This is a genomic window from Flavobacterium sp. UBA7682 (assembly GCF_002482945.1).
Lineage (GTDB): Bacteria > Bacteroidota > Bacteroidia > Flavobacteriales > Flavobacteriaceae > Flavobacterium.
This window is the reverse complement of sequence record NZ_DLGY01000020.1, coordinates 1-14,548: the sequence shown is the minus strand read 5'-3', so window position 1 is coordinate 14,548 and position 14,548 is coordinate 1. Positions and strand designations below refer to the sequence as shown.

At 38.4% G+C, this 14,548-nt stretch carries 14 protein-coding genes; 3 read left to right on the top strand and 11 right to left on the bottom strand.

Features of this window, described 5'->3' with window-relative positions; translation table 11 throughout:
* Positions 1-20: 20 nt before the first annotated feature.
* From B3C16_RS05010 to B3C16_RS05000, 3 genes are all read right to left on the bottom strand, one after another.
* Complete coding sequence (locus B3C16_RS05010) at positions 21-158, bottom strand: hypothetical protein (RefSeq protein WP_291129462.1); 138 nt, start codon at positions 156-158, stop codon at positions 21-23.
* A gap of 62 nt (positions 159-220) precedes the next feature.
* Positions 221-643, bottom strand: a complete 423-nt coding sequence (locus tag B3C16_RS05005) for a thiol-disulfide oxidoreductase DCC family protein (protein ID WP_291129435.1) — start codon at positions 641-643, stop codon at positions 221-223.
* A gap of 4 nt (positions 644-647) precedes the next feature.
* A complete protein-coding gene (locus B3C16_RS05000) occupies positions 648-2,816 on the bottom strand; it encodes an endonuclease MutS2 (protein ID WP_291129430.1) in 2,169 nt (722 codons plus the stop codon).
* Positions 2,817-2,900: 84 nt separating this feature from the next.
* Here B3C16_RS05000 and B3C16_RS04995 point away from each other — a divergent pair, with 84 nt between their 5' ends.
* A complete protein-coding gene (locus B3C16_RS04995) occupies positions 2,901-3,566 on the top strand; it encodes a uracil-DNA glycosylase (RefSeq protein ID WP_291129428.1) in 666 nt (221 codons plus the stop codon).
* A gap of 1 nt (position 3,567) precedes the next feature.
* Here B3C16_RS04995 and B3C16_RS04990 read toward each other — a convergent pair whose 3' ends face one another.
* The 8 genes from B3C16_RS04990 to B3C16_RS04955 form a co-directional block, all read right to left on the bottom strand.
* Positions 3,568-4,158, bottom strand: a complete 591-nt coding sequence (locus tag B3C16_RS04990) for a hypothetical protein (protein ID WP_291129427.1) — start codon at positions 4,156-4,158, stop codon at positions 3,568-3,570.
* A 10-nt stretch (positions 4,159-4,168) separates the two neighbouring features.
* Positions 4,169-4,738: a DUF3575 domain-containing protein gene (locus B3C16_RS04985; protein WP_121314288.1), complete on the bottom strand. Its 570-nt coding sequence runs from the start codon at positions 4,736-4,738 to the stop codon at positions 4,169-4,171.
* Between the two features lie 67 nt (positions 4,739-4,805).
* On the bottom strand, positions 4,806-5,738 hold the full coding sequence (locus B3C16_RS04980) for a transglutaminase (RefSeq protein WP_121314287.1): 933 nt from the start codon (positions 5,736-5,738) through the stop codon (positions 4,806-4,808).
* A gap of 17 nt (positions 5,739-5,755) precedes the next feature.
* The gene (locus B3C16_RS04975; RefSeq protein ID WP_291129425.1) at positions 5,756-6,607 is read right to left on the bottom strand and encodes a substrate-binding domain-containing protein; all 852 of its coding nucleotides are present in this window, start codon (positions 6,605-6,607) and stop codon (positions 5,756-5,758) included.
* A gap of 101 nt (positions 6,608-6,708) precedes the next feature.
* Complete coding sequence (locus B3C16_RS04970) at positions 6,709-7,251, bottom strand: GNAT family N-acetyltransferase (protein WP_291129422.1); 543 nt, start codon at positions 7,249-7,251, stop codon at positions 6,709-6,711.
* Positions 7,252-7,381: 130 nt separating this feature from the next.
* Positions 7,382-8,248, bottom strand: coding sequence for a nucleoside phosphorylase (locus B3C16_RS04965; RefSeq protein ID WP_291129420.1), 867 nt, complete (start codon positions 8,246-8,248; stop codon positions 7,382-7,384).
* A 90-nt stretch (positions 8,249-8,338) separates the two neighbouring features.
* Positions 8,339-8,671 (bottom strand): translation initiation factor, encoded by a 333-nt coding sequence (locus B3C16_RS04960; RefSeq protein WP_121314283.1) that lies wholly within the window; start codon positions 8,669-8,671, stop codon positions 8,339-8,341.
* Between the two features lie 150 nt (positions 8,672-8,821).
* Complete coding sequence (locus B3C16_RS04955; RefSeq protein WP_291129418.1) at positions 8,822-9,772, bottom strand: isopenicillin N synthase family dioxygenase; 951 nt, start codon at positions 9,770-9,772, stop codon at positions 8,822-8,824.
* Positions 9,773-9,981: 209 nt separating this feature from the next.
* Here B3C16_RS04955 and B3C16_RS04950 point away from each other — a divergent pair, with 209 nt between their 5' ends.
* Together B3C16_RS04950 and katG are read left to right on the top strand one after the other, a co-directional pair.
* Positions 9,982-11,958, top strand: a complete 1,977-nt coding sequence (locus tag B3C16_RS04950; RefSeq protein WP_291129416.1) for an alpha-ketoacid dehydrogenase subunit alpha/beta — start codon at positions 9,982-9,984, stop codon at positions 11,956-11,958.
* A 188-nt stretch (positions 11,959-12,146) separates the two neighbouring features.
* Positions 12,147-14,330 (top strand): catalase/peroxidase HPI, encoded by a 2,184-nt coding sequence (gene katG, locus B3C16_RS04945; protein WP_291129415.1) that lies wholly within the window; start codon positions 12,147-12,149, stop codon positions 14,328-14,330.
* Positions 14,331-14,548 lie beyond the last annotated feature (218 nt).

The following is a 14,548-nucleotide window of genomic DNA, read 5'->3' as shown; positions in this document are numbered from 1 at the left end:
AAAAAAACGACTAAGGAGACTTAGTCGTTTTTTTTGTTCTTACTATTCATCATAAAGAAGACAGCTGAAATGATACCAATGATGACTAAGGCGAAAATGCCAATCATAATAAAGGCGCCATTGTCCCAAGAGTAAAGCGAAAAATTTAATGAAGTCATGATTTATCGAATTTAGGTTTGTCAAATTTAAACTGATAAATTAACAATAATTATGATAAATATCATCCTAAGAATTTTGCCTTGAGTTCCGGCGTAGGAATCATGCATGCTTCTTGTTTCCCATACCATTTGTAACGGTTTCGGGCAACATAATCGTAAACACTATTTGAAATAAATTTGGGTAAGATGGTCAGTATTTGAAGCAAGCGGTAAACTCCACCAAACTCTTTTATGATTTTCAAAGCCGCTTCCGATTTATAGTAGTAAGCTTTCGTGGGTTCATACATGATAATACTATCAGTATTTGTCGTGTCTATGCCAATGTGCTTTATGATTTTTAAACCTAATTCTGATTGCAAAGGAACAAACCGGAAAACATCTTTTGAATCATGTTTAATCACATATTGTACGGACGAATTGCAAAGATTGCAAACGCCGTCAAAGAGAATAATTTTTTTGTCTATTGGTAAATCTGCTATTTCCATGATGCTATTTTGCTTGTACAAATTCTAATTGTTCCAAACTCACTTTCGAAGTAAAGATACCATAATTTACGACCGCTTTATTTTTCTCAATTTTGTCAATAGTGCCAACGGATTTTCCGTCAACCATTCGAACACGGTCTCCGATTTTTAGAGTCACTTTCGGCTTTTCAGCTTCTTGTTTTTGGGCTTTGATTTTCTTCTCTTTCTTTGCGGTACGAATTTCTTCTACTTTGACTTTGACTTCTTCAACGACCTTTTTCTGAATAATTTCAATTTCCTTTTTCTCTTTAACAGTAGCTTTTTTGCGTTTAGAGTTTTCGATTTCTACTATTTTCAATAACTCGCCAATCAATACTTTTTTGTCTTTATTGTTGAAATATTTCTCCGAAAGATCATCCACTTTTTGTCCCATATAAATCAAACGCTGATTCGCATCATACAATTCCTGATAACGCTCCAATTTATCCTGAATCTTAGCATTGATGCCTTCCATCTTTTGGCGCCCTTCACGGGCTTTGGTTTCTTCTTCTTTCAGATTTAACGAGGTTTTCTCTAGTTTAGAACGTTCTTTTTGTAAAGTGGCAATTGTTTTGTCAAAACGTACTTTCCCGCCTTCAATTTTCTTTTTGGCGCGATTGATTAAGCCATATGGAATACCATTTTTCAAGGCGACTTCAAAAGTAAACGAACTTCCGGCTTGACCTAAGATCAATTTGTACATCGGTTCCAATGATTTTTCATCGAAAAGCATATTGGCATTCGAGGCAAAAGGCAATTCATTCGCCAAAATCTTCAAATTAGAATAATGCGTGGTAATAATTCCGAATGCTTCGCGATGGTAGAATTCTTCTAAGAAAATTTCTGCCAAAGCACCGCCCAATTCCGGATCGGAACCGGTTCCGAATTCGTCTATTAAGAATAAGGTTTTGGCGTTGCACTTTTTCAAGAAGTAATTCATATTCTTTAAGCGATAACTATACGTGCTCAAATGATTTTCTATCGATTGGTTGTCTCCAATGTCAGTCAGAATTCTATCAAACAAAAACGTTTCGCTGCGTTCGTGCACCGGTATCAAAATTCCGCATTGCAACATCAATTGTAGCAAACCAACGGTTTTGAGCGAAATGGTTTTTCCACCGGCATTCGGTCCTGAAATCACTATAATTCTACTGTTATTGTTTAATTCAATAGTTTGCGGAAAGGTTTTCTCCTTTTTCTCCAAATTGTTCAAAAACAAAATAGGATGGAAGGCATCTCTGAAAAATAATCTTTTCTCTTCAATAATGTTCGGCAAAATCGCATTGATTTTACGTGCATATTTGGCTTTAGCTGAAACCACATCTATATCACTCAGAAAATCTTGGTATTGTTTTAACAAGTCGATAAACGGCCGAATGTCATTGGATAGCTTCTTTAAAATCTTGGTAATTTCTTCTCGTTCTTCGTATTCCAAATTGCTCAATTCTCGTGAATAACGCAAAGTCGCTTCGGGTTCGATATAAGCAATGCTTCCCGTTTTGGAACTGCCTAAAATGGAACCTTTCACCTTTCGACGGTACATCGCTAAAACGGCTAAAACGCGTCGGTTTTCAACGAAACTTTCTTTGATTTCATCTAAATAACCTAAGCCGTTGTATTGGCTTAATGCCTGACCAAAACTTTGGTTCACTTTACCGCGAACTAGGCTCATATCTCGGCGAATATTGATTAAATCGGGCGAAGCATTGTCTTTGATTTCGCCATATTTGTCAACGACTTCATCAATTTTTTGAATGAGGTATTTAGTGTATTCAACTTGCGTTGCTTTCTCGTTTAATTTAGGATAATAATCGTGGAATTTCTTTAAGAATAACAATAAGACATTTACCGTTTCCGAAAGCGTGGCCATTTTTCTGAAACTACCAACTTCCAGAAAACTATCTTCAATAGCTAAGAATTTGATGTCATGGGTAATATTCTCAAAGCCGTGATTCGGAATGGCGTTATTGTTGGTAAATGAGGATAAATATTCCGACGTTTGCAACAGCGCATCCATCAAGGTTTCCTTGTTTTTAAAAGGAACAATTTCCAATGCTTTTTGTTTGCCAATTTCAGTGTTACATCGATCTGAAATGGTTTGCAAAATTGTATTAAATTCTAAATCCTTTAGTGTTTTATCTGTAATCGATATCATTCAATCAATGTCTTTGGTTCAAAGTTACAAAGGATAGAATCCATATTGCAACAGAAAATAGTATTTTTGGTAAAATTTTATGAGATGTTAATCAAATTGCATTCTTCTTGGCATGACCAACTTTCAGACGAGTTTGAAAAACCTTATTTTAAGCAACTCACAGATTTTGTCAAAAGCGAGTATACCAATCATAAATGTTTCCCCATTGGAACTCAAATCTTTTCCGCTTTCGACCATTGTCCGTTCGACAAAGTCAAAGTGGTAATCATCGGTCAAGATCCGTATCATGGTTTCGGGCAAGCCAACGGATTGTGTTTCTCGGTGAATGATGGTATTGCTTTTCCACCATCATTAATCAATATTTTTAAAGAAATTCAAGCCGATGTAGATTTGCCTATTCCGATTTCGGGGAATTTAGAACGTTGGGCAGACCAAGGCGTTTTATTGCTGAATGCCACATTAACGGTTCGTGAAAGTGAAGCAGGAAGTCATCAAAATCAGGGTTGGGAAGTCTTTACCGACGCGGTGATTCAAAAAATATCTGATACAAAAGAAAACGTAGTGTTTCTACTTTGGGGCGGATTCGCCAAAAAGAAAGGCGCTAAAATTAATCGTGACAAACACCATGTTTTAGAAACCGGACATCCATCACCATTGAGTGCCAATCGCGGATTGTGGTTTGGCAACAAACATTTCAGTAAAACCAACGTTTATTTGAAAAGTATTGGTAGAACCGAAATTCAGTGGTGATTTAATTGACGTTGAAATAAAAATAACCACCACTGTCAAGGTTAGACACGGCGGCATTTAAATTTACAATCAGGTTTTTTGTTGAATTCTGTGAAACCAATTCTACGCTGTTGGTTGACGAACTATTATAACCAAAGGTTAATCGGTAATTTCCGGCGGTTAATAATGGGAAACCAACATCATATCGATAATATTCATCCACAGTGTTGTATTCGCAAATCGCATAAACGTAAGCGCCATTTTGAGCATTTCCGGCGTTGATGTCTAATTGGTTGTCATTTACCGTAACTACTTCCCAATCGGTAGCGTTTATTTTTCGTTCAATCACATAAGAAAATACAAATTGAGGAGCATTTCCGGTTGTTCTGTAAATATCCAACAAATTGGTTTCACCCGGTTCGGGAATGTATCTTGCTAAATCGGCTTTTACATATAAATAATCACCAACATTGTAAGTCGTTTGAGGTGGAAAAGTAACGATGTTATTGCCGCCTTCTACATAAATGGTTTTGTAAAAGGTGTCATCGTTGGTATCGCAGTTGGTCATTAAGGCTGCAACAAATAGTAAAGCGAGGTATGATAATTTTTTCATGTTTTCTGTATTAAAATCGGTAGCCTAAATTAAATCCAACTCTTGAAATCACATCCGGACTTTCATCGCGGTTGGTTAGGTTGGAACCAAATCCGGCCAAAAATTCCAGGACAAAAGCGTCTTTGAGGTACATTTTATAGCCTAATCCACCGCCCAAACCAAAATCGGTGTATTCTGATTTTTTGGTAGTGTAATAACCGTTTAAATTTTCATCTTCTAAGCGTATAATTTCTTTGTAATCTCCACCATTATACGAACCGAATACTTCCGCAAAGTAGAAACTTTTTTTGCCTTTAGACAATTGGTATCTCACATACGGATTGAATTCAAATTTTGGGACATTATTTCTGTAACCATTATCAAAATCTTCATTCAACTGTTTGCTGTCGGAAAAATTGACATTGAAACCGGTAGAGAAATTGCCGCCAAAGAATCGTTCGTAACTCAAACTGGCTTTTTGCCAAACTAGCGCCGACAAAACATCGACTCTGAATTCATTTTTCTTATTGTCCAACGGAGTAGTTTCTTGGGCTTGTGAACCCAAAGAAATCAACAGAAATAGGCAAAGCAATTTTTTCATTATGGTTTGTTTTATAGGAAACGAATATAGTAAATAAAATAGTCAGAAATTGTTAAACCCCGAAGAATTATTCCAGCGTTAAGGCACCCAAAATTTCCTCATTCATAAAAGGACCACCGGGATATTTGGCGGTGTAATCTAAGTTAAGCCAAATGTTACCTCGTTCATCAATATGGTAATTGATGGTTTTGTTTTTACTTTCCAGAGGGAAAAGAACTTTTTTTATCGCATAGTTTATTTTCTCCAAATCTTTTTGGGTTCCGATATACAATTCGGGATAAATATGTCCTTTGGTGTGAATGAGTCGCGTCGTTCCGCCAATAGATTTAATGCAAGCCGCCATGAAAATAGAATGGTCATCACAATCACCGGAAAGATATTGTAGTGACTCAGTTGCTTTGGCAATATAATCGCGTCCTTTGGGGTCACTTACATAATTCCAATTCGAATTGATTTCTTTGAAAACCGCAAAAGACTGAATTATGGTGAAGTACTCATGATATCCTTTTACGTCCTTAAAATGCTTGGCAGTAGCCATGATGGCAAAGTTTCTTATTTTCGGATTTTGGTATTCGATAGCATCTAAAATTTTGGACTTATTGGGAAAAGGTAAAAGTTTTGAGATGATAATGTCTTGCGGATAAGGATCATCATTCATGGTGTAAATCATGGTGCGATAGTCTTCGAATACACTTTCAAATCCATAATCGCTGAATAAACTACCGTAGCCAAGAACGAGAAAATAAAGGATAACAGAAATCAAGGTTACTCTTCGCAGCGCTCTTAAGATAAATTGGATAACGACAAGAATAAGAATAAAGAGTAAGATTCTGTCAATGTGATTGGCCCAATCAAGTGTAATGAAATTGTTGTGGGCGATGATGAAAATCGGAATGGTAATCAGAATGTTCAGCACAAAAATGATAATCAAATCCCAAGGACTTTTTATCCTGAATTTTTCTTTCAGTTGCTGATAAGTAAGATTTCCTATTTTGATCATATTGCCAAAGGTAAAAGCTAAACGGCTTTCACGATTTCAGCAAAAGTACCTTTTTTATCTATAATTTTGAGGTCAAACAACTGATTTTGAATTTTGTTTAACACTTTTTCTTCCAAAGGTTTTTGCGACCATTTGGTAAGCGATAACCATTCTTGGATATCTTCTAGTTTTTGATTGTATTTAGAAGCCAAAGTTCTGTCAATACTCGGAATATCTTTAAAATCAGCAGTAGTGTTATTGATGATGTCCAAAATCAAATCAACGGTTTGAAAGTGGTCTTCAAAGAATTCATTTCGCACCGCAATTACAAAACAAGGCCAAGGTGTTGGACAATCGGCTATGCGACGAAAAATGCCATTGTCTACTAACGGTTTGGTCATAAAACGTTCCCACAAAAAGTAATCGGCTTTACTAGTCGTTAATGCTTCAACCGCGCCGTCAATGGTGTTGACGATTTCAAACTGTAGTGTTTCGGTGTTCCAGTTTTGGTTTTGGGCATTGACATAAGACATCAAATGCGAGCCGGAACCATAACGTGAAATTGCTGCTTTGGTGTTTTCTAAATCGGCTAAAGTTTGGTAGGATGAATTAGCACCCACATGAATGCCCCAAATTAGCGGACTTTCCACATAAACCTGAACAATTGAACTTGGGTTTCCTCCAACAATATCTTTTATGATGCCTTCCGTCAGAATTACAGCAATATCGGTTTCGCCATCGCGTAGCATTTGACACATTTTACCCGTGCCTTCCGGAATGTCAGTCCATTGTAAGTCGATACCGGCTTGGAGAAACTCACCGCTTTCGATGCACAAATGCCAAGGCAAATTAAAATGTTCGGGAACGCCTGTTATTTTTACGGTTTTCATTTAGATTTTTAGACTTCTTAGATTATTAGATAGAACTTTGTTTTTAATTGTTAGCTTCTAACTATTTGAAGCGAAGCGTATCTGTAGCCCAAAGGGCGTTTCTATTGATCTGCGATAGCAGGATTTTCCATTTGCCACCATTTCCAAATGACGCCGTCTTTATCGGGATAGTCTTCCATGAATTTCATGCCGACTTTTTGCAAAATATGGTTGGAAGCGCCGTTGTCAAAATGAGTATAGGCATTCATTTTGTCTATTTTCATTTGGTTGAAACCATAGTCGAGCCAAGCTATTGAAGCTTCGGTGGCGAAACCTTTGCCCCAAAATTTTTGGTTTAAGCGATAACCATAATCGTAGAAATTGGTATTGCCGTTTTCTACATGGTCATCGACAAATTTGATGCCTGTCCAACCGATGAATTCGTTAGTTTCTTTTACAATTGTGGCAAAACGACCGATATTATTTCTTTCGTATTGACTGCGAACGTATTCAATAACTTTAATGACTTCGTCTATTTTTTGTACCGGAGTTTGCCAAAGGTATTTGTGTACTTCCGGATTTTTATCCATGGCAAACATGGCTTCGGCATCGGAAAGTTCGAGCGGGCGAAGTAAAAGACGATTTGTTTCTAAAATTAAATTCATTTTTTTTTAATTAGCCCCGATAGAAGCAAGTATCCTTTTTTTTAAGAAAAGCACTTCTCCCGAAACTTCGGGATGCGCTCAATGTGACAAAAAAAAGATACTGCGGATAGCGGGAAATAGCTCCTAAAATTTATTCTGCCAATTTGTTCAAAGCATAGGCAATCAACGCATCGACAGCTTTGTATGGATCTTCGCTGAAAGTTCCTGTTGCTCTGTTGGCGATAATAGCGTTTAGCGACAAACATTCGTGACCTAAAAGCTTGCCTAAGCCGTAAATGGCGCCGGTTTCCATTTCTAAGTTGGTCATTTTGATGCCTTCAAATTCGAAGCGGTCCATTTTGCTGTTCAAATCGGCATCTTGAATTTCGAGGCGCAAAACGCGTCCTTGCGGTCCGTAAAATCCGCCGGCTGTTCCGGTGAAACCTTTGAATATTTGATCGCTTTCCATTCTTTTTTCGAGTGTTTCGGAACAGGCGATGACATAAGGTCTGCCTTTTCTTGCATCCCAATTGGTTTGAGTGATGAAGGCTTCTTCCATCGCTTTTTCGGAAATGTCATCAATTAGGTAGGAGCGAAGCATGTTGTCTAATCCCAGCCCGAAGCGACTCATGACAAAGCTGTCACAAGGAATATCGGCTTGCAATGAACCCGAAGTTCCAATTCTGACAATGTTTAAAGACGTTAGCTGTTCTTTAGGTTTGCGGGTTTCTAAATCGATGTTGACTAAAGCATCCAATTCGTTCATGACAATGTCAATGTTGTCCGGTCCGATTCCGGTAGACATTACGGTCATTTTTTTGCCTTTGAAATAACCGGTTTGGGTTTTGAATTCGCGTTTTTGAGTGGAGAATTCAATGCTGTCAAAGAACTGTGTAATTTTTTCTACACGGTTTTGGTCACCTACGAAGATGATGTCGTGGGCAATATGTTCCGGCTTTAGGTTTAGGTGATAAACGCTGCCGTCGGGGTTTAGGATTAATTCAGAGGATTGTATCATTATTGAGTTATGAGTTATGAGTTATGAGTTATGAGTTTTTACTTTCTAACGACAACTCTATTATCTATTTTCTTTTCTCTTGCTTCTAAATCATCCGCCAACGCGTTTGGTTTTGAAGCCTTTGTCTTTAAGCAGGTTCATTATTTTATCGCGATAATCGCCTTGAATAATGATGGTGCCGTCTTTGAAAGTACCGCCCACACTGAGTTTGGTTTTGATTTCTTTGGCTAAGACTTTAAAATCTTCGTCGCTGCCTTCGTAACCTTCGATGATGGTGGTGGCTTTGCCTTTTCTTTTTTCATATTTGCAAATCATGGGCGCTGCCTGAATGAATAGCTCGTGATTTTCTTCGCGAACTGCTTCCGGTTCGTTTGATGGTTCGTGGTCGGGGAAGAGTTTTTTTAATTGTTCTTGTAAGTCCATTTTTTTAAGTTGCTAAGTGACTGAGTGACTTAATCGCTGAGTTCTTTTCTTAGGCACTCAGAAACTTAGGTACTCCGCTACACGAAAAAAACCAAAAAAGACATCAAGTGTTTAACTCAATGTCTTTAATGAAATTATTGAATTAACTTTTTACTTTTTAAGTCCTAGTTCAACTAGTCTTTCGTTAAGATATTCACCGGCGGTGATGTCTTCAAATCCTTTTGGATGATCGGCATCGATACATTTTTCTAAACAGTTTAATGGCATATTGCTAACGGGATGCATAAAGAACGGAATAGAAAAACGAGAGGTTCCCCATAATTCTCTTGGCGGATTCACTACTTGGTGAATCGTTGATTTCAATTTATTGTTGGTGTGACGTGATAACATGTCACCTACATTAATCATCAATTCGTCGGGTTGTGCCATAGCATCAATCCAGTCACCATTGTGATTTTGTACTTGTAATCCTTTACCTTGAGCGCCCATTAAAAGCGTAATCAAGTTGATATCACCGTGAGCAGCGGCACGAACGGCGCCGTCTTTTGGTTCGTCAGTAATTGGCGGATAATGAATAGGTCTTAAGATACTGTTTCCGTCTTTGATATAGTTGTCAAAATAATATTCGTCTAAACCAATGTACAATGCCAAAGCTCTCAATACATAAACCCCTGTTTTTTCTAACATTCTGTAGGCTTCTTTCCCAACTTCATTGAAGTGTGGCAATTCAGAAACGGTTACATTGTCAGGATATTCGCTGGCGTATTTTGAACCTTCGCTAACGTATTGTCCAAAGTGCCAAAATTCTTTTAAATCACCAGCCGAACGACCTTTGGCATGTTCTTTTCCAAAAGACACATAACCACGTTGGCCGCCGATTCCGGGAATTTCATAATTGGCTTTGGTTTCCAATGGCAAGTTGAAAAAATTACGCACTTCGGCGTATAAATCACTTACCAGTTTGTCATCAAGAAAATGACCTTTTAGTGCTACGAAGCCAATGTCTTCGTAAGCTTTTCCGATTTCATTTACAAATTTTTGTTTACGTGCCGGATCATCCGACAGGAAATCACGTAAGTCAACACTTGGAATTTGTTGCATACTACTAAAACTTTTTTGTTAATAACTCAGGTTGGAAAAACTCCAACGATAACTACAAATGTAACTAATTTTTGAATAGAAAAGTTCAAAGTTGTTAACAATTCTCGTATCAGTTTTTACTCATTCAAATAGATTTCTTTGACTTTCCCCTAAAAAACTACAACGATTGAAATCTGTTTTTATACTTTTGCAACGCTAAAATAAACCAGATGAATTTCGATAGAAAAGAGTTATCCAACCTACAATTATTAGATTTATATAAAAGGCTACTTAAACCAAGATTGATAGAAGAAAAAATGCTGATCTTGTTGCGTCAAGGGAAAGTGTCTAAATGGTTTTCCGGCATTGGTCAGGAAGCCATTTCAGTAGGAATTACTGCCGCTTTAGACAAAGACGAATACATTTTGCCTATGCACAGAAACTTGGGTGTGTTTACCGGAAGAGACATTCCGTTACACCGTTTGTTTTCCCAATGGCAAGGCAAGAAAACCGGTTTTACCAAAGGACGTGATCGTTCATTCCACTTTGGCACTCAAGAATTCAAAATCATCGGAATGATTTCGCATTTGGGACCGCAAATGGGCGTGGCTGATGGTATTGCTTTGGCTAATAAATTAAAGAAAAACGGAAAAGTTACTGCAGTTTTCACCGGAGAAGGAGCCACTTCTGAAGGTGATTTTCACGAAGCGTTGAATATTGCTGCTGTTTGGGAATTACCTGTTTTATTTGTCATTGAAAATAACGGATATGGTTTATCGACACCCACGAATGAACAATATCGTTGTGAGAACTTAGCTGATAAAGGACTTGGTTATGGTATGGAAAGTCATATCATTGATGGGAATAATATCCTTGAGGTATACACCAAAATAGCAGCATTAAAAGCGTCGATGGTTGATAATCCACGTCCGGTTTTATTAGAGTTTAAGACCTTTAGAATGCGTGGACACGAAGAAGCAAGCGGAACCAAATATGTTCCGCAAGAGTTAATGGACCTGTGGGCCATTAAAGACCCGATTTCAAATTACAGAGATTATCTGCTTGAAGTAAGTGTGCTTTCGGAAGAAGAAGACGAAAAGATTAAGAAAGCCATTAAAGCAGAAATTGATGAACATTGGGCGATTACCATAGCCGAACCGGATTGTGAAGCTGATTTAGCTGAAGAACTTAATGATATGTATGAACCGTATGAGTTCGAAGTCTTTAATCATGGCGATGCAGTTGAGAATATTCGCGTCGTGGATGCTATTTCAAATGCCTTACGTCAATCAATGGAACGTCATGATAATTTGGTTATCATGGGTCAAGACATCGCAGAGTATGGTGGCGCTTTTAAAATTACGGATGGTTTTGTGACGCAATTTGGTAAAGAAAGAGTTCGCAACACACCAATCTGTGAAAGTGCCGTGGTTTCCGCTGCGAATGGTTTGTCTATTAATGGACACAAAGCGATTGTAGAAATGCAATTTGCCGATTTTGTTTCCACGGGATTTAATCCGATTGTGAATCTTCTGGCCAAACAGCATTACCGTTGGAATGAGAAAGCCGATGTAGTAGTTCGTATGCCTTGTGGTGGTGGAACTCAGGCCGGACCTTTTCACTCGCAAACTAATGAAGCTTGGTTTACCAAAACCCCGGGATTGAAAGTCGTTTATCCTGCATTTCCGTATGATGCCAAAGGCCTATTGAATACAGCTATAAATGATCCGAATCCGGTGATGTATTTTGAACATAAGCAATTGTACCGCTCGGTTTACCAAGAGGTACCGACTGATTATTATACGATTCCTTTTGGGAAAGCATCTTTACTGAAAGAAGGAAGTCAAGTGACTGTTATTTCATTTGGCGCCGGAGTACATTGGGCTTTGGAGACTTTGAATAAACATACAGATATTAGCGCAGACTTGATTGATTTGCGTTCATTACAACCTTTGGATACTGAAGCTATTTTTACTTCAGTAAAAAAGACAGGTAAAGTGATTATACTCCAGGAAGATACTTTATTTGGTGGCGTATCAAGTGATATTTCAGCGATGATTATGGAACAGTGTTTTGAGCATTTGGATGCGCCGGTGCGAAGAGTAGGAAGTTTAGAAACTGCTATTCCTTTTGTAAAAGCGTTGGAAGACCAATATTTGCCCAAAGAGCGTTTTGAAAAAACTTTATTGGAATTATTAGCTTATTAAACTATTTATTTTTACCATAACTTTATACAAAGGCACTACAATAGTTAGTGCCTTTTTCTTTAACAGTTTGTTTCTAAATGTATAATTAATTTTAACTTTAGCTATAATTTTTATCTATCGAAAAAATGATTTACATAAATAATATTGGGTAAATTTGACTTATAACAGAACTAAAATTTATTTACAGTATGGAAAATAACCACAATGCCAATGGTGCAGGTAAATGCCCATTTTCCGGAGCACAAGTCAAACAAGGAACAGAGATTCCAAATAATAGTTTTTGGTGGCCGAATGCGCTTAACCTTGACATTTTGCACCAACATGACACAAAGACCAATCCTCTTGGAGAAAATTTTAACTATGCGGAAGAATTCAAAAAATTAGACCTTGAAGCATTAAAAAGTGACCTTAAAACGCTAATGACTGATAGTCAAGATTGGTGGCCGGCAGATTGGGGACATTATGGTGGATTGATGATTCGTATGGCTTGGCACAGTGCCGGAACTTATCGAATAGCTGACGGTCGTGGTGGAAGTAATACAGGAAACCTTCGATTCGCACCACTAAACAGTTGGCCGGATAATGGTAATCTTGACAAAGCACGCAGATTACTTTGGCCAATCAAGAAAAAATATGGTAACAAAATATCCTGGGCTGATTTAATGATATTGGCCGGGAATATGGCTTATGAATCAATGGGCTTTAAAACATTCGGATTTGCCGGTGGTCGTGAAGATATTTGGCATCCGGAAAAAGATGTTTATTGGGGTGCAGAAAAAGAATGGCTAGCACCTTCGGGTGGCGAGGGTAGTCGTTATTCCGGACAAAGAGATTTAGAAAATCCATTGGCTGCTGTAATGATGGGATTAATTTATGTCAATCCGCAAGGAGTAGATGGTAAATCCGACCCTTTAAAAACAGCCATAGACATGCGCGAAACCTTTTCGAGAATGGCCATGAACGATGAAGAAACCGTTGCGTTAACTGCAGGCGGACACACCGTAGGTAAAGCCCACGGTAATGCTGATGAGAGTGCCTTAGGGCAGAGTCCGGAAGGTGCCGATTTAGAAACGCAAGGTTTTGGCTGGATGAATCCAAAAGGAAAAGGACATGGTGCCGATACCATAACCAGCGGATTAGAAGGCGCTTGGACCACATTTCCGGACAAATGGAATCATACCTATTTTAATTTATTGTTGAACCACGATTGGCAACAGACCAAGAGTCCGGCCGGAGCTTCGCAATGGGAACCGGTAAGCATCAATGAAGAAGACAAACCTTTTGATGCTCATATCCCAGGCGTACGCAGAAACCCTATGATGACTGATGCGGATATGGCTTTGAAAATGGATCCGGAGTACCGCAAAATCTCAGAGAGATTCCAAAACGATTATCCTTATTTTGAAGACGTATTTGCCAGAGCATGGTTCAAATTAACCCATCGTGATTTAGGCCCGAAAAGCCGTTATTTAGGAGCCGATGTTCCTCAAGAAGATTTGATTTGGCAAGACCCCATTCCAACCGTTGATTATACACTCTCGGAATCTGAAATTGAAGAGTTGAAAGGAAAGCTTTTAAATTCCGGTTTAACTCCAACCGAATTGATTAACACCGCTTGGGACAGTGCCCGAACATTTAGAGGTTCTGATTTCCGTGGTGGTGCTAATGGCGCCAGAATTCGTTTAGCACCTCAAAAAGATTGGGAAGGAAACGAACCGGAACGTTTGCAAAGAGTATTGGCCAAGCTGACTGAAATACAAGCCGGATTGAGCAAAAAAGTAAGTATAGCCGATTTGATTGTATTGGGCGGAACTGCCGCTGTTGAAAGAGCCGCCGGAGTTAAAGTTCCTTTCAAGCCTGGTAGAGGAGATGCCACTCCTGAAATGACCGATGCCGATTCGTTTGAAGTATTGGAACCACTACACGATGGTTTCAGAAACTGGTTGAAAAGTGATTACGTTGTACAGCCCGAAGAAATGTTGCTCGATAAAGCGCAATTGATGGGATTAACCGCTCCGGAAATGACGGTGTTGATTGGCGGAATGCGTGTTTTAGGTACTAATTATGGTGGTACAAAACACGGCGTGTTTACCAATAATGTTGGTGTGTTAAGCAATGACTTCTTTGTGAACCTTACCGACATGAACAATTCCTGGAATCCAACAGGCAAAAATTCATACAATATAGTGGATAGAAAAACCGGTCAGACCAAATGGACAGCGACAAGAGCCGATTTGGTTTTTGGATCTAATTCCGTCTTACGCGCTTATGCTGAAGTATATGCGCAAGACGATAACAAACAAAAATTCGTCAAAGACTTTGTGGCCGCTTGGACCAAAGTAATGAATCTTGATCGTTATGATTTGGCTTAAATAGTTATAGTTTATTGATAAAAAAAGCAGCTCATTGAGCTGCTTTTTTTATTAGTCACTTGTGGTTGTCTAACGCGAAAGGATTCGCGCACGAGCGGGGGAAGTGGCGGACTTTGAAGCACTTACTTTCAATTTAGCAGTTACTTTCATTTGAAAACCAAATGTTCAATTTAGCACTGAACCCGCCATTTTGCCAAACTGCCTTAAGTTTACAATCA

Excerpts from the sequence above, each read along its gene's own strand:
- B3C16_RS05000 (WP_291129430.1), bottom strand. The coding sequence starts at position 2,816 with ATGATATCGATTACAGATAAAACACTAAAGGATTTAGAATTTAATACA.
- B3C16_RS04950 (WP_291129416.1), top strand. The coding sequence starts at position 9,982 with ATGAATTTCGATAGAAAAGAGTTATCCAACCTACAATTATTAGATTTA.
- B3C16_RS04965 (WP_291129420.1), bottom strand. The coding sequence starts at position 8,248 with ATGATACAATCCTCTGAATTAATCCTAAACCCCGACGGCAGCGTTTAT.
- B3C16_RS04975 (WP_291129425.1), bottom strand. The coding sequence starts at position 6,607 with ATGAAAACCGTAAAAATAACAGGCGTTCCCGAACATTTTAATTTGCCT.
- B3C16_RS04960 (WP_121314283.1), bottom strand. The coding sequence starts at position 8,671 with ATGGACTTACAAGAACAATTAAAAAAACTCTTCCCCGACCACGAACCA.
- B3C16_RS04955 (WP_291129418.1), bottom strand. The coding sequence starts at position 9,772 with ATGCAACAAATTCCAAGTGTTGACTTACGTGATTTCCTGTCGGATGAT.
- B3C16_RS05005 (WP_291129435.1), bottom strand. The coding sequence starts at position 643 with ATGGAAATAGCAGATTTACCAATAGACAAAAAAATTATTCTCTTTGAC.
- katG (WP_291129415.1), top strand. The coding sequence starts at position 12,147 with ATGGAAAATAACCACAATGCCAATGGTGCAGGTAAATGCCCATTTTCC.
- B3C16_RS04985 (WP_121314288.1), bottom strand. The coding sequence starts at position 4,738 with ATGAAAAAATTGCTTTGCCTATTTCTGTTGATTTCTTTGGGTTCACAA.
- B3C16_RS04990 (WP_291129427.1), bottom strand. The coding sequence starts at position 4,158 with ATGAAAAAATTATCATACCTCGCTTTACTATTTGTTGCAGCCTTAATG.
- B3C16_RS04995 (WP_291129428.1), top strand. The coding sequence starts at position 2,901 with ATGTTAATCAAATTGCATTCTTCTTGGCATGACCAACTTTCAGACGAG.
- B3C16_RS04970 (WP_291129422.1), bottom strand. The coding sequence starts at position 7,251 with ATGAATTTAATTTTAGAAACAAATCGTCTTTTACTTCGCCCGCTCGAA.
- B3C16_RS04980 (WP_121314287.1), bottom strand. The coding sequence starts at position 5,738 with ATGATCAAAATAGGAAATCTTACTTATCAGCAACTGAAAGAAAAATTC.
- B3C16_RS05010 (WP_291129462.1), bottom strand. The coding sequence starts at position 158 with ATGACTTCATTAAATTTTTCGCTTTACTCTTGGGACAATGGCGCCTTT.